This is a genomic window from Pedobacter sp. B4-66 (genome assembly GCF_018492665.1).
In the GTDB taxonomy this organism is placed as follows: domain Bacteria; phylum Bacteroidota; class Bacteroidia; order Sphingobacteriales; family Sphingobacteriaceae; genus Pedobacter.
Window position 1 is genome coordinate 1 of the sequence record NZ_JAFVME010000006.1, and the last position, 22,905, is coordinate 22,905.

Annotated in this window: 20 protein-coding genes and 1 riboswitch; of the genes, 11 read left to right on the top strand and 9 right to left on the bottom strand. The window is 38.2% G+C overall.

Annotated elements, in window-relative coordinates; all coding sequences use genetic code 11:
* Positions 1 to 836 precede the first annotated feature (836 nt).
* Together J1905_RS11775 and J1905_RS11780 are read left to right on the top strand one after the other, a co-directional pair.
* Positions 837 to 2,471 carry a L,D-transpeptidase family protein gene (locus J1905_RS11775; RefSeq protein ID WP_250318082.1) on the top strand — a complete coding sequence of 545 codons (1,635 nt, stop codon included), beginning with the start codon at positions 837 to 839 and terminating at the stop codon, positions 2,469 to 2,471.
* Positions 2,472 to 2,624: 153 nt separating this feature from the next.
* Positions 2,625 to 3,347 (top strand): DUF4397 domain-containing protein, encoded by a 723-nt coding sequence (locus J1905_RS11780; RefSeq protein WP_214227445.1) that lies wholly within the window; start codon positions 2,625 to 2,627, stop codon positions 3,345 to 3,347.
* A gap of 4 nt (positions 3,348 to 3,351) precedes the next feature.
* On the opposite strand, the gene rpiB is transcribed toward J1905_RS11780, so the two are convergent.
* From rpiB to J1905_RS11795, 3 genes are read right to left on the bottom strand one after another with little or no spacing between them, the layout of a single operon-like run.
* Complete coding sequence (gene rpiB / locus J1905_RS11785; protein ID WP_214227446.1) at positions 3,352 to 3,801, bottom strand: ribose 5-phosphate isomerase B; 450 nt, start codon at positions 3,799 to 3,801, stop codon at positions 3,352 to 3,354.
* A 28-nt stretch (positions 3,802 to 3,829) separates the two neighbouring features.
* A complete protein-coding gene (locus tag J1905_RS11790) occupies positions 3,830 to 6,124 on the bottom strand; it encodes a DUF7133 domain-containing protein (protein ID WP_214227447.1) in 2,295 nt (764 codons plus the stop codon).
* Between the two features lie 24 nt (positions 6,125 to 6,148).
* Entirely contained in the window at positions 6,149 to 7,609 is a 1,461-nt protein-coding gene (locus J1905_RS11795; protein ID WP_214227448.1) for an aminoacyl-histidine dipeptidase, read from the bottom strand.
* A 132-nt stretch (positions 7,610 to 7,741) separates the two neighbouring features.
* Here J1905_RS11795 and J1905_RS11800 point away from each other — a divergent pair, with 132 nt between their 5' ends.
* A complete protein-coding gene (locus tag J1905_RS11800) occupies positions 7,742 to 8,224 on the top strand; it encodes a TlpA family protein disulfide reductase (protein ID WP_214227449.1) in 483 nt (160 codons plus the stop codon).
* On the opposite strand, the gene J1905_RS11805 is transcribed toward J1905_RS11800, so the two are convergent.
* From J1905_RS11805 to J1905_RS11825, 5 genes are all read right to left on the bottom strand, one after another.
* On the bottom strand, positions 8,195 to 8,995 hold the full coding sequence (locus tag J1905_RS11805) for a DUF3050 domain-containing protein (RefSeq protein WP_214227450.1): 801 nt from the start codon (positions 8,993 to 8,995) through the stop codon (positions 8,195 to 8,197). The two genes, J1905_RS11800 and J1905_RS11805, sit on opposite strands and share 30 nt — an antisense overlap.
* Positions 8,996 to 9,027: 32 nt before the next feature.
* On the bottom strand, positions 9,028 to 9,717 hold the full coding sequence (locus J1905_RS11810; RefSeq protein WP_214227451.1) for an SIP domain-containing protein: 690 nt from the start codon (positions 9,715 to 9,717) through the stop codon (positions 9,028 to 9,030).
* Between the two features lie 78 nt (positions 9,718 to 9,795).
* Positions 9,796 to 10,644, bottom strand: coding sequence for a helix-turn-helix domain-containing protein (locus J1905_RS23805; protein ID WP_214227452.1), 849 nt, complete (start codon positions 10,642 to 10,644; stop codon positions 9,796 to 9,798).
* Positions 10,645 to 10,662: 18 nt separating this feature from the next.
* A complete protein-coding gene (locus J1905_RS11820) occupies positions 10,663 to 11,829 on the bottom strand; it encodes an MFS transporter (protein ID WP_214227453.1) in 1,167 nt (388 codons plus the stop codon).
* Between the two features lie 91 nt (positions 11,830 to 11,920).
* On the bottom strand, positions 11,921 to 14,797 hold the full coding sequence (locus tag J1905_RS11825; RefSeq protein ID WP_214227454.1) for a tetratricopeptide repeat protein: 2,877 nt from the start codon (positions 14,795 to 14,797) through the stop codon (positions 11,921 to 11,923).
* 148 nt (positions 14,798 to 14,945) lie between these two features.
* Here J1905_RS11825 and J1905_RS11830 point away from each other — a divergent pair, with 148 nt between their 5' ends.
* Complete coding sequence (locus tag J1905_RS11830; protein WP_214227455.1) at positions 14,946 to 15,350, top strand: YtxH domain-containing protein; 405 nt, start codon at positions 14,946 to 14,948, stop codon at positions 15,348 to 15,350.
* Between the two features lie 4 nt (positions 15,351 to 15,354).
* On the opposite strand, the gene J1905_RS11835 is transcribed toward J1905_RS11830, so the two are convergent.
* A complete protein-coding gene (locus J1905_RS11835) occupies positions 15,355 to 16,506 on the bottom strand; it encodes an MFS transporter (RefSeq protein ID WP_214227456.1) in 1,152 nt (383 codons plus the stop codon).
* A 261-nt stretch (positions 16,507 to 16,767) separates the two neighbouring features.
* Positions 16,768 to 16,855, top strand: a riboswitch (TPP riboswitch).
* A 59-nt stretch (positions 16,856 to 16,914) separates the two neighbouring features.
* On the opposite strand from J1905_RS11835, the gene thiS reads away from it, so the two are divergent.
* Genes thiS through thiH form a run of 7 tightly spaced genes read left to right on the top strand, consistent with a single transcriptional unit; the run spans position 16,915 to position 22,902 of the window.
* Positions 16,915 to 17,115 carry a sulfur carrier protein ThiS gene (gene thiS, locus J1905_RS11840; protein ID WP_214227457.1) on the top strand — a complete coding sequence of 67 codons (201 nt, stop codon included), beginning with the start codon at positions 16,915 to 16,917 and terminating at the stop codon, positions 17,113 to 17,115.
* A gap of 49 nt (positions 17,116 to 17,164) precedes the next feature.
* Entirely contained in the window at positions 17,165 to 19,048 is a 1,884-nt protein-coding gene (thiC, locus tag J1905_RS11845) for a phosphomethylpyrimidine synthase ThiC (protein WP_214227458.1), read from the top strand.
* A complete protein-coding gene (locus J1905_RS11850; RefSeq protein WP_214227459.1) occupies positions 19,049 to 19,639 on the top strand; it encodes a thiamine phosphate synthase in 591 nt (196 codons plus the stop codon).
* On the top strand, positions 19,633 to 20,379 hold the full coding sequence (locus tag J1905_RS11855; RefSeq protein WP_214227460.1) for a hydroxymethylpyrimidine/phosphomethylpyrimidine kinase: 747 nt from the start codon (positions 19,633 to 19,635) through the stop codon (positions 20,377 to 20,379). Before J1905_RS11850 ends, J1905_RS11855 begins: the two co-directional genes overlap by 7 nt.
* Positions 20,376 to 21,020, top strand: a complete 645-nt coding sequence (locus tag J1905_RS11860) for a thiamine phosphate synthase (protein ID WP_214227461.1) — start codon at positions 20,376 to 20,378, stop codon at positions 21,018 to 21,020. The genes J1905_RS11855 and J1905_RS11860 overlap by 4 nt, the downstream gene beginning before the upstream one ends.
* Positions 21,021 to 21,026: 6 nt before the next feature.
* The gene (locus J1905_RS11865; protein ID WP_214227462.1) at positions 21,027 to 21,791 is read left to right on the top strand and encodes a thiazole synthase; all 765 of its coding nucleotides are present in this window, start codon (positions 21,027 to 21,029) and stop codon (positions 21,789 to 21,791) included.
* The gene (thiH, locus tag J1905_RS11870) at positions 21,784 to 22,902 is read left to right on the top strand and encodes a 2-iminoacetate synthase ThiH (RefSeq protein WP_214227463.1); all 1,119 of its coding nucleotides are present in this window, start codon (positions 21,784 to 21,786) and stop codon (positions 22,900 to 22,902) included. Before J1905_RS11865 ends, thiH begins: the two co-directional genes overlap by 8 nt.
* Positions 22,903 to 22,905: the final 3 nt, after the last annotated feature.

The following is a 22,905-nucleotide window of genomic DNA, read 5'->3' on the forward strand; positions in this document are numbered from 1 at the left end:
GGGCGGTCGAAGAAGCGAAGGAGTTGAAGAACCCAAAAAAAGTGGTAATGAAAATTATCATTACCACTTTCTATGTTTTTTCAAGACTAGGCTATCAGAACAAGACAACCCATATAGATGTATATACTTATATAGTATATATACATACTACCCAACGAAGAGCGAAATGTATATAAACAAGAAAACGGAGACTCGCTTCTTTCGATTTGAGTTCTCCGTTTCCACCTTTTTACCGCCATAGCTATAAAAAGGCACCAATTCTTCTTTTACTTTACCATTTCGTAGTATTCTTAGTTTTCACAAACTTCGAACCCCGTCTAAGTTATCTCTTTGTGAATCATCCCGTAGGCTTCTTCAGCTGAAATACGTCTGTCTTGATGCAGTCCACATACCTTTGCGCTGGGCTCCGGTAATCTTAAATCTCGTGTTCTCTGTCTCCTTTGAACTTCGAGTTTTTATTTACTGATCTTCGAAATTTCCAGAATCTTTTTGCCCTTAAGCTAAGTTTTCTTTTTGGAATTTCTTCAGACTGTCAAAGTACTTCGTAATTGATAGATCTAATTTACATACTTAAATCATTGAAAACAAGTAAAATGTGATATTTTTTATTAACAACCAGCCAACACCCTATCAACAACTTATTAACAGCAAAAACACGTCTTATCAACATGTTTTTAACATAATTACCAACAAACACCAAAACAAAACACATCTGTAATTCAGTATTTTACAAAAAAGAAAAACAATCAATGTGAACATCATCATTTTAAGTTACCATCTGCTTTTCAAATCAATTTGGAATCATGATATTTATTAAATAAAATTAAAGCATGAACATGTTACGCCCCCTCCCTATTGTATCTTTTTTGCTTTTGGGCTTACTATACTTAAGTAGTTGCAACCAATCAGAAAAAAAGGCTCCCAAAATCACAAAAGACTCATTAAAAAGACGTTCCATAAAAGAGTGGAACAAGACAATCCCCGGAAACTTCAATTCCGAACAGGAACTTTTCTTTGATACACTCCAAATAGAATCATTCATTACAGCGCATCCGCAACTGGAAGAATACGCTCCCTCCATCCGTAAATTTTACAATAGCAGGCATTTTGCCTTTGCATGGTACAACAAAAATGGATTAATAGAACAAGCTGGTAACCTCACCGATAGGGTTAAAAACCTAAAAGATGAAGGGATAAATAAAGATGTACCATATCGTGCTTCACTGGATTCGATGATTTATGCCAAACAAACTAAAAAACCAGACATTAATCTGGAACTGATGCTTACTGCCCAGTATTTTGTTTTCGCTAAATTGGCATGGGAAGGCATGGATGCTTCTATTAGTAAATCTGCCGAATGGTTTCTTCCACGTAAAAAAATTGCATACGATGTGTACTTAGATAGCATGATTAAAGCTCCTGCTAAATTCGCAGGCACAACGGTTGCTCCTGTTTACAGGCAGTATGATCTCCTGAAAAACTTCCTGATTAAATACAGAGACCTCGAACAAAAGGATAGCTGGCAACCTATTGTGGCTGATAAAAAATCATATAAACCGGGTGATTCTTCTGAGGTATTTGCAAAAATCAAAACACGACTGTTTAAACTGGAGGATTTTAAAGGAGACACCACCAATACGCACTATGATGACGAGCTTCTGGCAGCTGTGAAACAATTTCAAGAAAGAAATGGAATGAGCTCAGATGGTTCTATTGGACCAGGCACATTAACAGAACTAAATGCCTCATTAAAAAAACGAATCAGGCAGATCTTGGTAAACATGGAGCGTAGCAGATGGTTGCCTGTAAAAGTAGATTCAAGCTATCTTGCGGTAAATATCCCAGAATTTAAACTACATGTTTACCATTCAGACAGTTTGTTGTGGAGTGGAAATGTTGTGGTTGGTCAATCTCTGCATAAAACGGTTATCTTTTCGGGAAACATGAAATATGTGGTATTTAGCCCATATTGGAATGTCCCAACCAGCATAGTTCGCAATGAAATTTTACCTGCCATGCGACGCAATAAAAACTACATTAGCACACATCAAATGGAAATAACTGGCTATAGCGGTGGTTTGCCGGTAGTACGACAAAAACCAGGTCCTAAAAACTCTTTAGGACTTATAAAGTTCTTATTCCCTAATAGTTACGACATTTACCTCCATGACACTCCTGCTAAATCACTATTTGGAGAATCCTCAAGAGCATTTAGCCACGGATGTATAAGGGTAGAAAACCCCGCAAAACTCGCAGAATTTCTGCTTAAGGATAGTAAAGGTTGGGATGCTACTAAAATAAAAAAGGCTATGAACTCGGGCAAAGAGCAATATGTTACGCTTAAAAAGAAAGTTCCTGTTTATATAGCTTATTTTACGGCCTTCACAGACCGTAATAACCGCCTAAATTTCCGAAAAGATATTTATAGCAGAGATGAGCCATTGGCCAATATGCTGCTTAAAGAAGAATAATTATAATTTTTCTTAATCCTGCTGTAGCGATTTCCCAACTAGCCTCGTTTAGGTATTGAGAGCGTTAATTTAGATTCGGGGTCGGCTCATGTGAGCCGGCCTTGTTTTTTACTGAATTACGAACTCTCAATTACTAACCCTAAACCAAAACTTATGGCGACTAAATCCTTTACTAAAAGCTCTTACTCAAACTCCTTTGTAATTTGCATTATTGCTATTGTTATACTGCTTTTAACTTTACTGATGCAGTCCTGCAAAAATAATGACCCAGCTCCAGAGTCTCGTCTAACTCTACTGAGCGTTACTAACGCCTCACCAACATTAGCTACTTATAATTTCTACTTGAATAGTACTAAAGTACATAATGGAGCCCTTCCTTTTGGAGGCGGAATACCTTATATACGCTTAAATCCAGGAATATTTGCAGCTAAACTTACTACCGAAAGCAGCACTGAAAGCTTACTTTCAGAAAGTTTAACGCTTGAAAATGGCAATGCCTACTCCTTGTTCGTTATTGGAAAAGGTACGGCACTTGATTACCTTCTTATCACTGATGAGATTAAAACACCAGGAGATGATAAAGCACGTGTAAGGTTTATTAATTTATCACCAGATGCCCCTGCACTTAATATAGCAACCAAAGATGGTGTTGCTATAGCTACCGACAAAGCTTTTAAAGCTGTAAGTGAATTTGTTGAAATTCCTGCCAAGGTTTATACTTTCGAAATTAAAGATAAAGCTACAGGTGCTCTTAAAACAGAAATTAAAGATTTCGACATTAAGAAAGGTAAAATTTATACCATTATCTCAAGGGGTATGCTTACTCCAACCGGAACAGAACATCCTTTTAGCGGACAAATTACCGTAGTACAATAACACCCTACATCTCCTCCCTCTCAATGGCGGCTATTTTTTCTAATCGTTTAACATGTCGTTCCTCGTTAGAAAAAATAGCCTTGAGAAACGCCCTCACAATATCTTTGGCTAATTCGATGCCTATAACGCGCTCACCAATGCATAAAACATTAACATCATCATGCTCTACAGATTGATGCGCTGAATAGGTATCATGACAAACACCTGCCCTAATACCCTTAAATTTATTTGCAGCAATACTAACTCCTACTGAGCTACCACACACCAAAATCCCCCTATCACCTTCATTATTAAGTAATGCACGAGCTACATGTGTGGCGTGATCAGGATAGTCGCTTGGTGCATGAGTATGCGTACCCTTATCAATTACCTCATATCCCTCATCAAGCAACATTTTTACCAATATGGTTTTGTAAGTAAAACCCGCATGATCTGATCCGATTACTACTTTCATAACTTAATGTGTTTTATAAATTCAGGTTTTATTTCTTTGATTCTAATTCTTCTACGGTAAATGCTTTTTGTCTGCTTTTAAATTTCTGGCGAACACTTACTACATCTTTAACATCTACTTTCCCTGCATTGTTTTGCCACGAGCTTCTAATAAAGCTTAATAATTGCGCAATATCTTCGTCAGAAATCTCTTCGCTATGGCCTATTCCAGGCATATCACCTGCAATTTCCGGTGCCTGATAAACATGACCATTAACATTTACTGGCCCAGTTAATCCAAACAAAACAATTGACAGCAAGGTGTTTTTGTCGCCATTTACCCATTGCGACTTATTTAAAGGAGGAGCTAAAGATGCTACCCCATTTCCATCGGCTGAGTGGCAGGTCTGACAGGTTGATAAGAATAGCGCCGACCCCTTAGGATATTGCTTAGCAAGCACCTTTGGGTCACGATTCTTTTGAGCGTTATTATAGGCCGTAATTACACTTTGCAATTGCTTGTTTATTCTCAAGTTTGTATCTGGCTCAAACTTAGCTATCGTTTCTTTAAAGCTTTCCTCGCGATAGGCTAAATTGCTAATCACAGCGTCAGACACAAAGTTACTATTAGGATATTTTTCAACCAGATTTACCAATAGCTCATCAGCCGACTTTTCATTAAATGGCTTAATATACCTGGCCAGAAATGCTACATAAGGAGCTGCAAGCTCATCGTTATTTGCAACAATTTCATTTAGTGCTTTTATGTAATACCTGTAAGAACTCTGATTAATTACAGATGGAAGCACTGCTAATGTTTGCATACGTATTGGCCAATCGGTGTTTTTCAACAGCACCAATACTTCGTTAGTTTCTAAAGCATTAAGTCCTTCCAACGTCCATAAAGCATGAATTACCTGCAAAGGATTGCTTGTTTGCTTTAAAACCGATTTTAAAAGAGGAATTGCCTGTTTGTATTTTCCGTCTATCAGCGTTTGCTGAGCCATATCTCTTATAAAGCCATTTGAATTCCCCAAAAGCTCTACCAGCTTAGTAGGATCATTAGGAATATTTGTAAAAACTGTTGTTTTTCCTTTAGGAACTACCTTATAAATTCTACCACAGTTTAAAGGCTGTGTTAAGTTTCTGGTTTTAATTTGCCCCGACAGATAAGGTGTTACATAAGTTTTATGCTGTATTATACCTCGGTACATATCAATAACATATAAAGCGCCATCGGGGCCGTTATATAAACTAACCGGTCTGAACCTTTCGTCGACACTAGCCAAAAACTCCTTGCCCTTATATGCTTGCTCTCCTTTTACAACGTATCCGTTTTCGGTTAAAACATCTCTTTTAATTAAATTTGCTGATGGTTCAGCTACAAATGCATTAAAATCAAAAGCACTACCAAACAAATCTCCGCGGTATATTAGAGGGCTACATGCTGCTGTAAAGTTCACTAATTTTAAACTATCGTCTAAAATACCAGCCGAATAACCTCTGTTTACACCAGGAGTAGGCCTAATTGGGTACACTCTATTATTTGGCACTGTTCTTTCCGAAAAGCCATCTACTCCCCTTTGGTTCTTATTGGCAGAGCCGAAACCAGGAGTAAAATAATCACTTATTACATTTGATGAATTATCATTGTAGTATAACCGTCCGTAATTATCCTGACTAACACCCCATTGTCCTCTAAAATGCGTGTTTTCAATTAACCACTTATCACCTTTCTTTCTGTATCTCTTGCTTGATTTTGCGTTATAAATCCAATTATCCAATGCTCTTAACAACCCATTTGGCTGATGCTCTACATTACCTTCACCTGCATATTTATCATCTACAAGTGTTCTTTTTACTGGCTTATCGTTTTTAAGCTCATAGTACCATAAGTTTGGTGGTTCTGCAACCAGAATACCATCTTCAATTAAACAAATGGCTCTAGGCAATACCAACGAATCAATCACCAGTTTACGTTCATCAGCAACACCATCCTTATTTTTGTCTTCCAGAATAATGATTTTTCCGGTAGGCTTATCCTCACCGGTACCAAGCGTATCTGGCATATATCCATTCATTTCTACTACCCACATGCGGCCTTTATTATCAAATGACATCGCAACCGGTGTTGTTACCATTGGTTCTGCCGCTATCAATTCCACTTCAAAACCATCTTCGACCACCATTTTACTGATGGCCTCATCGGCAGGAACCACAGGCGCCAGATTAAAATCTATAGGCTTATTTGAGGTAGATGTATTGGTAGTAGCTTTCTTGTAACTCTGACATTGATATAAAGAAAAAACAATAAGTGCTAAGAATATGTATATGTAAACTTTCATAATAAGGATAAAACGCGCTGATAGTTAACTGTTTTTAGAAGGAATCTGTTGAAGTACTTTTAGTAAATAGCCCCAAAATTTCTGTACTGAAGAAATCTGTACTTTTTCATCTGGAGAATGTGCACCGTGGATTGTCGGCCCAAAAGAAATCATATCCATACCTGGAAGATGAGCGCCTAAAATACCACACTCTAAACCTGCATGGCAGGCATTAACATTAGGTTCCGAATTAAAACTTGTTCTGTACAAATCTGCCATTAGCTCTAATATTGCCGAGTCAGCATTAGGTTTCCAACCAGGATAGTCTCCACTGCGCGAAACATCACAGCCAATAATTTCAAGTGAAGCTCCAACCGCAAGCGCAACATCTCTTTTGGTGCTTTCTACACTGCTACGTTGTAGCGATTGAGTAACAAATTCTCCATTTCCAATAATAACCCTTGCCAAATTAGAAGAGGCTTCAACAAGATCTGCAATATCAGGGCTCATTCTAAAAACCCCATTAGGTAGTGCGTAAATTGCGTTAACAATCTTGGTAAAGTCAGCCTCCTCCATTACAAAGCCTGGCAGCTCTGTTTCTGTTGCAGAAATAATTAATGAAGGTTCAATGGCATGGTATTCTGCATCAATAATTGAGGCAAAGCTTTTTATAAATGAGCTAAACTTTTCTTTCTGAGTATTTTCTATAACTATTACAGCTTTTGATTCTCTCGGAATTGCATTTCTTAAACTTCCGCCATCTACAGAACTCAATTGAACACCTATTTCTTTATTAGCTTCATAAAGCAATCTGTTCATTAATTTATTCGCATTGGCTCTTCCTTTATGAATATCCATTCCGGAGTGTCCGCCAAGTAAACCCTTTATAGATATTTGGTATGCTATTTTATTGCCTGATAGCTGCTTTTGTTTATAGCTATAGATTGTATTTGTATCTATACCTCCGGCACAGCCGATAGTTAGTTCATCATCTTCTTCAGTATCCAGATTAAGTAAAATAGTGCCAGATAGGTTAGTTGGATCAAGCTCCTTTGCTCCTGTCATCCCCGTTTCTTCATCAATTGTAAACAAAGCTTCTATTGCCGGGTGAGCAATATCTGAAGAAGCAAGAACACTCATAATAGTAGCTACGCCAATGCCATTATCGGCGCCTAAAGTAGTCCCTTTTGCTTGTACCCAATCACCATCTACATACATTTCTATGCCTTGGGTATCGAAATTAAAAACGGTATCACCATTCTTTTGGTGAACCATATCAAGATGCGACTGAAGTATTATGGTTTGCTTATTTTCCATACCCGCTGTTGCCGGCTTTTTAATAACCACATTACCGATATGATCTTCTACAGTTTCCAATCCAAGGCCTTTACCGAAATCGACCATAAACTGTATTACCCTTTGTTCTTTTTTCGAAGCACGAGGTATCGCATTTAAACTGATAAAATTATTCCAAAGCGCTGCAGGCTCTAAATTTTCAACTTTCATTCCCATCTCATTTGTATGTAAACAAACTTAGAGAAAAGTTTTTACATACAAATAGCGCTAATCTTTTATCATCTTATTGTTGCACAACACCTGTATTAGTATGATATTAGCGCTTTCTATTAAGAACGCCATATGAAAAAAATACTATTCTCGTTAATACTTTGTGCATTTTCTACGATTGCTTTTTCGCAAACACTTACGCCTGGCAGCGCATTACCTGCAGCTGTTTTCTATAAAACTGATGGAAATTCCTATTCAACAAATCAGATTCCTAAAGGGAAAAAAGCTTTACTGATGTTCTTTGATGCAACTTGTGAGCACTGCCAAAGAACAGCTGCAAATATGTCGAAAAGAACCAAAGAACTAACAGGAGTTAATATTTATATGATTACTCAGGATGAGCAACGTTCTATAGATTATTTCTTTACCAAGTTCGGCAAACCATTACAGGCTTTAAAGAATGTTACAATTTTACAAGATAAAGATCGCGTATTCATTCCGTTGTTTCACCCAAAACAATACCCGTCACTATATCTTTACGACACAACTAAGAAACTTACATTTTACTCTAGCAATGAAAAGGACTTACAAAAGTTCTTCGACCTGATGAAGTAACATTATTTTATTGTAGGCACCATCCCATAGCTCAATACGTTTATTAAGCGACTCAATGGTTGCCTGCTCTGCTGCTTTCCAGTACGCTTCGCTATTGCCGCAAAGTTCTGAGGTCATTTCAAGCGCAAGGTGACTGTGATGATCTCCATCAACTTCAATATGTCTGTCTAGGTAATATTTAAATAAAGAGATCTGATCTGGGAATTTCTTATTTAGGTCGTTTACTATGGTTAAGAACATATTTGGAATCAAATCTTCCCTACCAAATGTAAACGTACTTGCCTGTAAATGCGCCTGGTTACTATTGATGATTTTAAAAGTAAAATCTACAAAGCTTTTAGCCTCCGCTGGTGTTTCAGATAATTCATAAGCCTTATTCAGGTCGCCTGTTGCTTTCAAAGCATTTACAAACTGATCAATCTGAGCAGTATCGGCTCCGCATTGATTCATTGCTTCAAGGTACATTTCAAAATGACTTTTCCTCTCGCCTTTGCTATCAACATCAGACTCTTCGCCGGCTACAATCTCATTAATCAAATACCTGTTATTTGCTGCTCCAACAGGAAACCAAGGAATAGTTGTACAAGTAAGGTTAATCTGAAGCGATTTTAACAGCGACATAAAATCCCAAACAGCATACACATGATACTGCATGAAGATTCTTAAATCTTCAAGATCATTGATAACTGAATAAACTTTATGATTGATTATCTGTTGCCTTAATGGCTCTATTTCGCTTTGGATTCTTTCCAGGGGTGTATTACTCATCATTCCTTTTTCTTACAGGCCGCAAAGGTAAAAATTTACCACCAAAAACCCTGCACTTTAACACGTCCATTAAAACCTGGCAGTGCTTTAATTATTTTTCTTAGTTCAACAACCATTGGAACATTCCCTGCTAAATAAATGGCCCCACTATCAAGGCTTTGTTCGCGTAACCATTCTTGTAGGTTATCGATATTGTTATGCATCTTTTGAGGGATTGCCTCTAGGGTCGAATCAAAGTAAGACATAAATGCTTTTCGGTGTTCTTCTTCCTTAATTACCACAGCTCCCGAGACATTTCCCTTGCCCGCCAATTGCTCTAACGCCAAAAAGTGCCCTATTGCAGAACTATCCCCAAGACAGGTTAATGAAGCAGAAGCAATCGGTTTTGTAAAAGTGCTTGAGATTCCAAGGTAAGTAATGTCATCTTTCGGCTTTAAGGTGGCTGCCCATTTGCTACCGTCTCCATCGTGTGCAGCATCAACATAAAGCGTACAGGTCTGCGTTTCTGCATCCCAATGGGCAGGTGTATAGTCTCTGTAAACGCCATTAGCAACTTTACATTTCATGTGTTGTACACTTTGCCATTTGCTCATATCAACCCCCGGCAGGTGAAGATCTATTTCGTAAAAAGTTGAAGGATTCCATGCACGTACATCAAGAACATGCCCGGTCTTACCAAATTGCTTTTCGAATATTACAAGGGCCTTCTTTTTTAGAATATTCATAATTTTCAGTTTTTATGTATTGCAAAGCAACACTAAAAACAGACAGCAAGAAATGAAGAATATAGGGTAATTATTGGACTATGCACGGTATATAGCTCTAAAGGCACCTGCAGATTTTCCGACAAACTTAGTAAACAATCTCGAGAAGTAAGTATGATCTGAGAAACCCAATTCAAAGGAGATTTCTTTTACCGTTAAATCGGTATAATACAGCAACCTCTTTGCTTCAAGAATAATCTCATTATGAATCCAGTAGCTAACCGGAAAGCCCGTAAGTCCTTTAACTACCTCATTCAAATAAGTAAGCGATATATTTAATTTCTCGGCATACTCGGCAGGACTTTTAATTGTTTTAAAACTTTCCATCAGCAAACTCCTAAACTGACTATTAATTTGAATGGGTCTGGTATTTTGCTTTTGCGCAAATTGAGTTTGTGAAAGATAAAGTTCGGCAATCATCCCTATATAAGATTGAGCAAGAGAATGTGCTATTGTCCTGCTTAACGGTTCCTCAATACGCAGAAACCTATCATATACCAATTGCACACATTGCTTAAATTTTGATGCGTTAGCTTCATCCAATGATAACGGCTCATTAATTATGATATACTGCTCAAAAACAGTTCTGTACTCTTCATTAACCAACAAAGTATCAATGGCCAGAAACCAGCCCGAAGCATTCTTATTGCCTACATTATGATGCACCTGACCAGGTGATACATACAATATTGCACAGCCATCTATGTAAAGGGTTTTAAAATCAAGCATAAAACTGCTTTCCCCCTTTTCCTGAAATATAAAAATGTAATGATCATCTCTGTGTGCACCTAAAAGCGATGCACGTTCTTTGACGTTTTCAAAGTAAATCATCTCCATGCCCGTCGAAGAACGTGCATGGAGTTTATGCACCGGAATAATTTTTTTCACGGCACTAATTTAGAATTTTTATGCGTAGTTCAGTTTAGTAACTCTTTTGGTTCTGGCAATCAGCATCCATGCAAACGCTGCACCTGTTAAAGCCATTATTGAACCCACAGAAACCGGAGAAGTATAATCAAAACCTGCTGCCAGTGGCAAACCACCTAAAAATGCGCCAAGTGCGTTACCAATGTTAAAGCTCGCCTGACTAACAGAAGCCGCAAGCATTTCTGAGCCTTTAGCAGTATTGATCATCAACATTTGAATTGGTGATGCAGCTGCAAAAGCAATTGCTCCGGTTACAAACGTCATGATGATAGCCATGACCTGATTTCCTGACACATAATGCACTATTAAAAGACTAATAGACATTGCTATCAATAACGTAAGCGTTGCCTTTGCGGGCGATATTTTATCTGCCAGTTTACCTCCGATAAAGTTACCTACTAACATCCCTAATCCGGCTACAACCAAGATATATGTGATTGAATTTGCCGCGAATCCGGAAACCTCCGTAAGTAATGGAGCAATATAGCTATACCATGAAAACAACCCACCTGTACCAATTGCAATCATTAATATGATTAACCATGATTCTGGAAGTTTAAAGAAGTTAAGCTCTTTACCTAAATCGCGATTCTTAGTAGCAGGAAGTGCAGGCATCCATGATTTTAAGCTTAATAAGGTAACTATACCTACAATAACAATGATTACGAAAGTATATCTCCAAGAGTAATTGTGGCCAATATAAGTCCCTAACGGCACTCCTATTACGTTTGCTATGGTTAATCCTGCAAACATCAGTGAAACAGATTGAGCTTCTTTACCCTTTTCTGCTATACGACTTGCAACTACAGAACCTACCCCAAAGAAAGCTCCGTGTGGTAAGCCTGCCAGTAAACGAGCAGCAAACATGGTATTATAATCTGGCGCAAATGCAGAGAAGGCATTAAAGCCTGTAAACATTAACATCAAAACCATTAGAATCTTTTTGGGAGGATAACTACCCGCAATTACAACTAATAATGGCGCACCAATTACAACTCCTAAAGCATAAGCAGAAATAAGATGCCCGGCCTGAGGTATGGTAATATTTAAATCTTTGGCGATATCTGGCAAAAGGCCCATCATCACAAATTCTGTGATCCCGATCCCAAGGCCTCCAAGGGTTAAAGCAAGCAAACTTTTCTTCATAATCTAAAGGTACTTAGTGTAAAAAGTACACAATACAAAAGTAGATAATAAAATGACTTAATTAGTCTATTTTTAGTAAAAAAGTTTTGGCTTATTTTAAGTTGTTATTTTGCATTTTTAACTCCAACTCATTGATCCTCTTGGTTTGCTTTTTCTCTTTTGCATAACCAATTAACTCCTGATATGCTGCAAAGTGATAGGAGTTTACCTCAATAGCCCTTTCGTATAATATCACACTTTCTGCTTTTTTCTGATTAATCTGTAGCAGTTTTGCTAAAGTGTACAGATAATCGGAAGTATAAATATTGTCGCCTGTAGTATTTACCCTCTTTAGTAACTCTGATGCTCTGGTTCTATATCCGGTTTCGGCCAGTAGCCTAATGTACCGCAATTGATTAAGTCCTTTAACATACAACTTGCCAACTAAAAATGGTTCCAAATATGTTTTAACGCTATCTCTATCCTTCAGTTCATTATAAAATTCAGCAATTCTCAGGCTGTAATCAGGCCTATCATTACCGGATGCCTTTAAAATTCTTTGAGCCTCTTTTATGGTAGCTATAGCCTCGCTGTACTTTTTGTTTTCGGCAAGCGCATCCGCATACATTGTTCTAAGTTCAAAGTTTTGAGGCTTTTGATCGATCAGCTTCTTTAAAATGGAAACCTGCAGTGTATCTCCAAGGGCAGCCTTTAATGATGCAGAAAAAGCAATAGCCTCATCTTTTCTGTCTCTTAAATAGGTAGATACCGTAGCTCCTGTTTCAACATATTGATCTGCAGCTTCAATGGCTTCTTTTAGTCGGGCATTTCGTCTATACATTTCACGAAGTAGCAAATTGTTCTTTGCCAACTCCTGAAAATCATCTTCTAGTTTAATAGATTGTTGCAGATAAGCCGCTTGTTGCTTAATAGATTCTTCCTGACCAATCTGTCGTGCAGTAGATTTAGCGGCCACCAAATCAGCATACACAACATAAATTGGAGCATAACCGGCATCAATGCGCTGTGCTTTTGTTAACCACTGCTCTGCGCCATTGAAATCCTTATTGTATATTTTCAGATTGGCAATGCTCAAAAAAGCAGGTAGGTACTTAGCATCGTAAGTTAAAGCCGTATCCAGATATGCTACCGCTATTTTTGAATTACCTGAACGACTAGCCAAATTAACATAAACATCCGCCCAATTGCTAGCCATGGCCTTCTTATCACCCGCTAAATAGGCTTTTTCTTTAGCAATCAATTTATCCAGAAAACTATACATATCAGGATCTTTATATTTTAGATCTGAGGTGGTATTCATAGATTTAAAATCTAGCGGATGAACCTTTACAGGTTCAAAATACGCAGGGTATGTTTGTGCAAAATACTCGCTTTCATTGTTTTGAGAATAATAATCTAGCGTACGCTTTTCTTTCATAGCATTATAGTACAATGCCCTGATCTTTCTATTTTCGGCATCCGTTAATACTGCGCCATGAAACAAGTGAACGTACTCGTGCAATACCACATTTCGCTCCATAAATGCTCCACGCTCAACATATTCTATTCCGGCAGCGCCACTCCCAACACCTCTGATATCCATCCATTGCCTGTTATCAAAGGTAGTCATGTACCTAAAAGCCGGAGCATTCATTGCTATTGCCAAATCCTGATGCAATGGTGGTATTTTAAAAGTACTACCCTGCTTAGATAGAAAAGGAAAATACGCGACAGAAGAATATAATTGATTCCAAACCATCGCCTTAGCCGTTTCTCCAGGGTAGTAACTGACATCAGGAAACACTTTAGTAAAATTCTTAATATCTGTAATTCTAGTATTAGCTAATGTTTTATTAATTGAATCATAAGCATCCAGATAAGAAATCCGTTTAGATTTAATAACGGCCGACAAGCCATTATGCGCTGGCCCGTAATGCTTTTTTCTAAGTAAAACAGCTCTAAAAATACGCTCTGCTGAATCGAGACGCATTTCCCTATTAAGATCAAATGCACTATAATAAATGGAGGCCCTATGCATCAAAGGTAAAACAGAGCCACTGTACTGTCTCTCTACAGCTCTCGTAACGGCTATTGCTCCCTCCACATCATTTTTCCTAATCAGATCGTCAGCTTTTAAAAGTGCTTTTCTAACCATGTCATCATTAGGCTCAACATAATCCACATAGGTTAAATTGGTATGGCCATTGCCCCAATGCCAGTGGGTTTGGTAATGAAGCGGATTAAGCGCCAATGCCAGCTCCCACTGAGCTGCCATAGCATTAAGCTGGGTTGCATCTACCCTTCTCCATATTGCATAACCATAGCTAAATCTTGCATCTGCATTGAAAGGATCTAGTTCAAGTGATCTAATTAATGGCTTTTCGGCCTGCTCAGGATGCTGGTCCCAAAAGTAAACATCAGCTTCAAGCAGATATGCTTTAGCACTTTTTGGATTTTTTTGCTGTATCTCTTTGGCAATTTGCAATGCACTTTTATACTCCTTTTGAAGCAACTTAACCCTACCCAACAAAAGAGATGCTTCTTCACTTTCATGATTGTTTTGAAGTACTTGCTTCGCAGTATTTTCAGCTTTTAGTATACGCCATGCCTGTATCTCTAAAAAGCCTTTTAACAGCAATGCCCTTTCGTTTTTACGTTCTTGCTTTAGTACTTGAGTTACTATAGCTTCTGCTTCTCTATACTTATTATTTAAGATTAGGTAATCAACTTTAAGTAAATGATAATCTAATGTATTATGATTAAAAGCTTCAATCAAACTATCAGCTTCCTTCCATGCACCCAACTTTAACATACTACCAATTACAGACACAGAATCAGGCATGTCCCCATACACTACAGGAAGCAGTCTCTTCACCACTGCTAACTCTGCAAAGACCTGTTGTGTACTATCAGGATTAATAGACTGAGACCTAGTTGTTGCACCGTTAAGAATAAGAAACAAAACCAAAAAAAAGCAGCATCTTTTCATATTTACACTAAATATAATAGTTTTCTCTCTACTCTTTTTTTATCTATTACACGATTTTTAAGCGCCTGCTACACAAAATGATAAAATTTCAATTTATTAAAACACTCTGGTACGGAATGTGTTACTATCTAAGTAAAAAACATCTATTATGAATTATAAAAAATTAATATCTAACCGTTTGTCCAATTTCCCGAGTGTCCCAACTGACAAAACAGGAGCAGTAATAGGACTATTAGCTGGATTAGCGGTAGGTGCTGTTATAGGGATTTTATTTGCCCCTAACAGTGGAAAAAAAACAAGAGAGAAAATATCTGACAAAGCTTTAGACCTTGCAGATAATGTAAAAGATGGTTTTCATTCCATTAAGGATAATTTCAATAACGGAAAACAAAGCCTTAGTGGATTAAAAAATCAGGTTGTAGACAATGTTAAAACCAAAGTAAACACCGTTTCGCAAGAATTTAAAGACTTTAGAGATACAGAACTAGAAAAAGCAAAATCAGCAATTAAAAACACTGCCGATGATGCTAACGATGCAATACAAAACGTCTAGTTTTTTATTTAATATCGAGAGCTATCCTTTGGTGTTTAAAAAACATTTTGGTTATCGGCACAAGCATTAAGCCACATAAACCAAAAATAACAAAGGATACTCTTAAATTAAATGCATGCGCAAGGTATCCTATTAAAGGAGGCCCTAAAAGCATGCCTGTTATCGAATAAGTAGCTATAATTGATATAGCCATACCCGGCGAATACTTTTTTGAAGCTCCTGCCAATGCATACGACATTGGTATGATTGAGGCTGTCCCAAATCCTACAAGTGAAAAGCCTACCATTGCGGTCCAGAAAGTTGGAAATATGATTGCCAATGAAATTCCCGACACAATAAATGCAGCGCTCATAATGTATGTTTTTGGCATACCAATTCTTACGATAATGAAATCGGACAGAAACCTTGAAGCAGCCATAAATGTCATAAAGATCAAGTATCCGTAAGTAAATATGGAGGCATTTAATACTTCCTGAAAGTAAATTCCGCTCCAATCGAACATCCCTCCTTCACATATTGCGCATAAAAACACAACTATACCAAGGTAAAATATATAAGGGTCTGGTTTACTTAATATCAGCTTATTACCAGTTTCTGACTTATCTCCTTTTAATAAAAACTGATATGAATATAAAGTTACAAGCAACATCAGCCCTGCAACAATAGAGAAATGTATGGCTAAGGTTACATCAAAGGTTAGCAACAGTGTAGACAACGCAATTCCAGCTATCCCACCTATGCTCCAGAACCCATGAAACGAGCCTATTATTTTTTTTTCGAACCTCTTTTGTAGTGTCAAAGTTTGTGTATTTACCGAAATATTGAATATTCTGGTCGTAAAAGCGAACACACATATAGCAAAAACAAGACTAAAAGTATTGTGTGCAATTCCTATTAAAGCAAGCGAAAGTGCATTTAAAGCATATCCTACAGCCAATGGCACGCGACTATTATATTTAGATACTAACCATCCAGAAATTGGTAAGCCGATTAAAGAACCAACCGGCATAGCCAACAGAATAGTCCCCAATTCCGCCTCATTAAACCCAAATGCGGTTTTAATCGTTGGAATTCTTGATGCCCAGGTAGCAAAGCTGAACCCTGAGATAAAGAAGAAAAGGCTTAAGAAAAACCTATGTTTACTGTTTGAAATCATTAATAAGAGATGAAAAAATAAAATTAATCACTCTAAAGTGCAGCTAGTCGTAATTAATAGGATACAAATGTAAACATTCCTTTTGGAGCTGAAAAAACTATTTAGCAAGTTAATTAGATTATTTTTTCATAGAACTTGATAAAATTGTTTATTGGATTCTGGCAGTGATTAACCAGCTTGTGGAATGCAGGGACTAAAACTTGATAACATTTGTTTTTAAACTCGACCTATTTGTTTTTCCAAAAAATAACATAGCTTTACAAAAAACTTTAGGGGTGCCTTGCGCTGAGATATACCCTTTGAACCTGATGCAGTTAGTACTGCCGAAGGGAAAAGTAGAAGCAAATCTATTGCTATCTTTTCGTCCCGCTATGGGCAATCTCTATAGTTTTTCCAATTTATTTAAAGATGGAAATAACTGTAAATCAACAAAATTACGAGTTTAACAACCCTTGTTCTGTAGAACAAATGCTGTCTGTTATTAACGTTCAAGCTAAAGGAATCGCTGTAGCCATTAATCAAACCATCATTTCTAAATCTACCTGGGCCGAGCATGAGTTAAAACATGGCGATCAGGTTATTCTCATTAAAGCCACTCAGGGCGGTTAATGACCCAATCTAGTATTAAATCAATCCTTCATTATAAATTAAAGCATTTATGAAAAGTGAAAAAACGCCAACCGAAGAAGTAATCAGTCGCAGCCCCTTCCCTGCCTCACGCAAGATTTTTGTAAAAGGACAATTGCACGATATTGAAGTTGCAATGCGCGAGATTACTTTGAGCGACACCAAGATTCACAATGGCTTCGGCTTAACAGAACCAAACCCTCCGGTAACAATTTATGATACCAGTGGCCCTTATACCGACCCAAACGCACATATTGATGTAAGGGAAGGTTTACCAAGACTAAGAGAAAAATGGATAACCGGCAGACTGGATGTAGATCAATTGGATCATATTTCTTCTGATTATGGTCAGCAACGTTTGGCCGATAGCAAATTGGATTCATTGCGTTTTGCCTATATCAATAAGCCCTACAAGGCAAAAAAAGGCGCTAATGTTTCGCAGATGCATTATGCGAAGAAAGGCATCATTACTGCCGAAATGGAATACATTGCCATTAGAGAGAACCAAAGAATAGACCTTTTAAATGAGCAATTAGGCGCTCAATACGATGTAATGAGCCACCAACACAAAGGCCATAGCTTTGGAGCAAACACACCTAAAGGCTACATTACACCCGAGTTTGTACGCGCTGAAGTAGCTTCGGGTAGAGCTGTAATTCCTTGCAACATTAACCACCCTGAGTTAGAGCCAATGATTATTGGCCGTAATTTCCTGGTTAAAATCAATGCCAACATTGGTAATTCGGCCGTAACCTCTTCTATTGAAGAAGAAGTTGAAAAAGCGGTATGGGCTTGCAGGTGGGGTGCGGATACGATAATGGACTTATCGACCGGAAAAAACATTCACGAAACCCGCGAATGGATTATTCGTAATTCACCAGTTCCTATTGGAACAGTTCCAATCTATCAGGCATTAGAAAAAGTGAATGGAAAAGCCGAAGATTTGACTTGGGAGATCTTCAGAGATACTTTAATTGAACAAGCAGAACAAGGTGTAGATTACTTCACTATACATGCAGGTGTGTTGTTGCGCTACATCCCGCTTACTGCAAAAAGAGTAACCGGTATTGTATCCAGAGGTGGATCAATTATGGCGAAATGGTGCCTTGCACATCACAAGGAAAGCTTCTTGTATACTCATTTTGAGGAGATCTGCGAGATCATGAAAGCTTATGATGTTGCCTTCTCTCTGGGTGATGGCTTAAGACCGGGTTGTATTGCCGACGCTAATGATGAAGCTCAGTTTGCTGAATTGGAAACGCTTGGTGAATTAACCAAAATTGCATGGAAGCATGATATACAGACCATCATTGAGGGGCCTGGTCACGTGCCAATGCACCTGATTAAAGAAAACATGGAGAAACAGCTGGAACATTGTTCTGAAGCTCCTTTCTACACTTTAGGTCCATTGACTACTGATATTGCTCCGGGTTATGATCACATTACTTCGGCCATTGGCGCTGCAATGATAGGTTGGTTTGGAACTGCAATGTTGTGCTATGTTACGCCAAAAGAACACCTTGGCTTACCTAACAAAAAGGATGTTAAGGATGGTGTAATTACCTATAAAATTGCTGCTCATGCTGCCGATTTAGCAAAAGGTCACCCAGGTGCACAATACAGAGACAATGCATTAAGTAAGGCCAGATTTGAGTTTAGATGGGAAGATCAGTTTAATCTTTCGCTTGATCCAGATACAGCAAAGGAATTTCATGATGAAACCTTACCTGCAGATGGTGCTAAGATCGCTCACTTTTGCTCTATGTGTGGACCAAACTTCTGCTCGATGAAAATTACACAGGATGTTAGGGAATATGCAGCAAAACAAGGCGTTGATGAGCAAGATGCATTAACCAAAGGAATGGAAGAAAAATCTAAAGAATTTGCTGAAAAAGGCAGCGAAATCTATTTGTAGATGAATGTAATTGTAATTTCTACCCCTTCTACCCTTAGTAATGAAGCTAAGATAATTAATACATTGTTTGAAAATGGATTAGATGTATTTCATTTAAGAAAAAATTCAGGTACTAGATCGTATTGCAAGCAGTTGATTTCCGAAATTGATGAAGTATATCACAACAGGATCGCCTTGCATCAGTTTCATGGCCTTACAGCCGATTTTGGGATTAACCGATTGCATTACAAGGAGCAGCAGAGAAAGCAATTACAGCAAGCTAAAACAGGGCTTAATTTTAAAGACACGGTATTAAGCACTTCCATCCATCAACTTGAAGACATCAAAGATTTGAAAGGATTTGATTATACTTTTTTTGGACCGGTATTTAACAGCATATCCAAACCGGGGTATGCTGGTGTACTTGGTGCCAATTTTAGGTTACACCTGCGCTTAAGCAACACAAAGTTGATAGCGCTCGGCGGAATTAATACATCAAACTTTGATGAAGTTAGTTTAATGGGATTTGACGGTCTTGCACTATTGGGTTTTATTTGGAATGATCCTTCGAAAGCCTTAAGCAATTTTAAAAGTATAAAGGAAAGATGTTAGCAAACAGACCATACGCAATTAGTATTGCTGGCTTTGACCCAAGTGCCGGTGCCGGTGTTTTGGCAGATGTAAAGTGCTTTGAGCAGCATCAGGTTTATGGTTTCGGTATCTGCAGTGCGTTAACCGTACAAACAGATAGTGAACTTTTACAGAACGACTGGTTAGATTCATTTCAAATCATTGCACAACTTGAGCCTTTAATGACTAAGTTTAAAGTGGTAGCTTGTAAAATAGGGCTAATCAAAGATGTTTCTGTTTTGCATGAAGTGGTTGGTTTTATCAAATCAAAAGCACCTGATATAAAAATCATTATTGACCCTGTATTAAAGTCAAGCTCCGGGTACGAGTTTCACGATTGGGCAAATGGAATACAGGCATTAGCACCTGTGCTTAAACAAATAGACCTGATTACTCCGAACTACAATGAAATGATGAGTTTAGGCGGGCAAATAGAGTCGATAAGCCTTTGGGCTGAGTACTGTCCTGTTTTATTAAAAGGAGGTCATAACCCAGCTTTGAGAGGCACTGATTATTTGTATGAGGGCGGCAACATCCATGAATTTAGTCCAAGAATTGCTGATGTTCATCAAAAACATGGCTCTGGATGTGTTTTATCCGCAGCCATTGCTGCAAATGTAGCATTGGGTTATCCCTTAAAACAAGCTTGCAGCGCCGCTAAATTATACATCGAAAAATTCTTAAACAGTAATAGCACCCTACTTGGGTACCACTCATTATGATTGATAAACTACATTATATATCGCAGGAAACTGACAATATCAGTCACCTTGAAGCTATTGATAAAACGCTTATTTCAGGTGCGAAATGGATACAATTGAGGGTTAAAAACAAGCCTGAAGAGGTTATTCTTGAATTGGCTATTAAAGCTAATGCGCTTTGTAGAGCTTATGGAGCGAGGTTAATTGTAAATGATCATCCACTAATTGCGCTAAAAGCTGAAGCTTATGGGCTGCATTTAGGTTTAACTGATATGCCAATTGCTGAGGCAAGAACCATTGTTGGTGAGCAAATGGTTATTGGCGGTACGGCTAACACCTTTGATCATGTTAAACAAAGGGTGGCTGAAGGTGCTGATTATATTGGATTAGGCCCATATCGCTTTACCAATACCAAACAGAATTTAAGCCCAATAATCGGTTTAGAGGGGTACGAGGTAATTATGGAACAGGTTTCTATATCGGGCATCACCACTCCTATTATTGCCATTGGAGGTATTGAATTGGCAGATATTCCTTTGATTATGACCACCGGGGCGCATGGCGTAGCACTATCTGGAGCATTAACAAACGCTATAGATCCTGCGGCTGAGCTTGCTCAAATATATGGTGCTTTGAAGATTTTAAACCCGGTTAACAACTAAATCATTATGTTAAAAATAGCAGATAAGATATTTAAATCCCGCCTGTTTACTGGAACCGGCAAGTTCAGCTCGGCTACTGAAATGGAAAGAGCATTACTTGCTTCGGAATCGGAACTGGTAACTGTTGCGCTAAAAAGGGTCGATTTGAAAGACAATGATGATGATATTTTAATTCACTTAAATCATCCTCATATTAACCTTTTACCGAATACTTCTGGTGTTCGCAATGCGAAAGAGGCAGTTTTTGCAGCTCAAATGGCCAGAGAATCATTAGAAACCAACTGGATTAAGTTGGAGATTCATCCAGACCCAAAATACCTAATGCCCGACCCAATTGAAACACTAAAGGCTACAGAAGAGCTGGCAAAATTAGGTTTCATTGTACTTCCCTACATACATGCAGATCCGGTTTTGTGCAAACGATTGGAAGATGCAGGTACATCGGCAGTAATGCCATTGGGCTCTCCTATTGGCAGCAATAAAGGTTTAAAAACAATAGACTTTTTAGAAATTATTATCAGTCAAAGTAATGTACCCGTAATTATTGATGCCGGAATTGGCGCTCCTTCTGATGCAGCTAAAGCTATGGAAATCGGCGCTGATGCGGTTTTAGTAAACACAGCCATCGCAGTATCTCAAAATCCTGAGCTAATGGCCAGAGCTTTTAAAATAGCCATTGAGGCAGGTAGAATGGCTTTTGAAGCCAAGCTTGGCTCTGTTAATTTACATGCTGTAGCAAGCAGCCCACTAACCTCATTCTTAGATGACTAACTTCACCGAACTCTTCAAATCCTGTAGCTGGGAAGAAACCAGCAAAAGCATTTACGCCAAAACCAGCGCGGATGTGGAGCGTGCCTTAAATTCTTCTCAAAGAACATTAGAGGATTTTAAAGCGCTCATTTCTCCGGCAGCAGCTCCTTACCTGGAGCAAATGGCGCAGCTTAGTCAGCAGCTAACCCTTAAGCGCTTCGGCAAGGCCATCCAGATGTACGTACCGCTATATCTTTCTAACGAATGCAATAACATTTGCACTTATTGCGGGTTTAGTTACGACAATAAGGTTAGGAGGAAAACGCTTACTCCAATGGAGATTATGCAGGAAGTAGCTGTTATCAAAGATATGGGCTACGACCATGTTTTATTGGTTACCGGTGAGGCAAATCAAACTGTCCATACCGAATACTTTAAAAAGGTATTGGAGCTTATCAAGCCTCATTTCTCTCATATATCAATGGAAGTTCAGCCATTGGATACTGAAGATTATGAAGAACTTACGCCTTATGGACTAAATACGGTTCTTGTTTATCAGGAAACTTACCATCAGGAAGACTATAAAAAGCACCACCCAAAGGGGAAAAAGTCTAATTTTCAATATAGATTGGAAACGCCCGACAGATTGGGTGAGGCTGGAATCCATAAAATGGGACTAGGTGTGCTGATAGGTTTGGAGGATTGGAGAACTGATTCTTTTTTTACCGCAATGCATTTAAATTACCTCGAAAAAAGGTACTGGCAGACAAAATACAGCATCTCATTTCCTCGCTTACGCCCATTTAGTGGAGGTTTGGAACCTAAAGTTGTGATGAATGACAAAGAGCTTGTTCAACTGATCTGCGCATACCGATTGTTTAATGAAGAGGTGGAATTATCAATTTCTACACGTGAATCCATCGTTTTTAGAAATAATATAGTGAAATTAGGGATCACATCTATAAGTGCAGGTTCTAAAACTAACCCTGGTGGGTATGCTGTTGAACCTCAATCATTAGAACAGTTTGAGATTTCTGATGAACGCAACGCGAAAGAGATAGCTCAAATGATCAGCTCTCAAGGTTATGAACCGGTATGGAAAGACTGGGATGTTAGCTTAACTAAAAACTAAATT

What these genes read in the sequence shown, in the direction of transcription:
- J1905_RS11825 (WP_214227454.1), bottom strand. Translation starts at nt 14,797, where the DNA reads ATGAAAAGATGCTGCTTTTTTTTGGTTTTGTTTCTTATTCTTAACGGT.
- thiH (WP_214227463.1), top strand. Translation starts at nt 21,784, where the DNA reads ATGACTAACTTCACCGAACTCTTCAAATCCTGTAGCTGGGAAGAAACC.
- J1905_RS11780 (WP_214227445.1), top strand. Translation starts at nt 2,625, where the DNA reads ATGGCGACTAAATCCTTTACTAAAAGCTCTTACTCAAACTCCTTTGTA.
- J1905_RS11800 (WP_214227449.1), top strand. Translation starts at nt 7,742, where the DNA reads ATGAAAAAAATACTATTCTCGTTAATACTTTGTGCATTTTCTACGATT.
- rpiB (WP_214227446.1), bottom strand. Translation starts at nt 3,801, where the DNA reads ATGAAAGTAGTAATCGGATCAGATCATGCGGGTTTTACTTACAAAACC.
- J1905_RS11860 (WP_214227461.1), top strand. Translation starts at nt 20,376, where the DNA reads ATGATTGATAAACTACATTATATATCGCAGGAAACTGACAATATCAGT.
- thiC (WP_214227458.1), top strand. Translation starts at nt 17,165, where the DNA reads ATGAAAAGTGAAAAAACGCCAACCGAAGAAGTAATCAGTCGCAGCCCC.
- J1905_RS11830 (WP_214227455.1), top strand. Translation starts at nt 14,946, where the DNA reads ATGAATTATAAAAAATTAATATCTAACCGTTTGTCCAATTTCCCGAGT.
- J1905_RS11805 (WP_214227450.1), bottom strand. Translation starts at nt 8,995, where the DNA reads ATGATGAGTAATACACCCCTGGAAAGAATCCAAAGCGAAATAGAGCCA.
- J1905_RS11835 (WP_214227456.1), bottom strand. Translation starts at nt 16,506, where the DNA reads ATGATTTCAAACAGTAAACATAGGTTTTTCTTAAGCCTTTTCTTCTTT.
- J1905_RS11810 (WP_214227451.1), bottom strand. Translation starts at nt 9,717, where the DNA reads ATGAATATTCTAAAAAAGAAGGCCCTTGTAATATTCGAAAAGCAATTT.
- J1905_RS11855 (WP_214227460.1), top strand. Translation starts at nt 19,633, where the DNA reads ATGTTAGCAAACAGACCATACGCAATTAGTATTGCTGGCTTTGACCCA.
- J1905_RS11820 (WP_214227453.1), bottom strand. Translation starts at nt 11,829, where the DNA reads ATGAAGAAAAGTTTGCTTGCTTTAACCCTTGGAGGCCTTGGGATCGGG.
- J1905_RS11850 (WP_214227459.1), top strand. Translation starts at nt 19,049, where the DNA reads ATGAATGTAATTGTAATTTCTACCCCTTCTACCCTTAGTAATGAAGCT.
- J1905_RS11790 (WP_214227447.1), bottom strand. Translation starts at nt 6,124, where the DNA reads ATGAAAGTTTACATATACATATTCTTAGCACTTATTGTTTTTTCTTTA.
- J1905_RS11795 (WP_214227448.1), bottom strand. Translation starts at nt 7,609, where the DNA reads ATGAAAGTTGAAAATTTAGAGCCTGCAGCGCTTTGGAATAATTTTATC.
- J1905_RS11775 (WP_250318082.1), top strand. Translation starts at nt 837, where the DNA reads ATGTTACGCCCCCTCCCTATTGTATCTTTTTTGCTTTTGGGCTTACTA.
- J1905_RS11865 (WP_214227462.1), top strand. Translation starts at nt 21,027, where the DNA reads ATGTTAAAAATAGCAGATAAGATATTTAAATCCCGCCTGTTTACTGGA.
- thiS (WP_214227457.1), top strand. Translation starts at nt 16,915, where the DNA reads ATGGAAATAACTGTAAATCAACAAAATTACGAGTTTAACAACCCTTGT.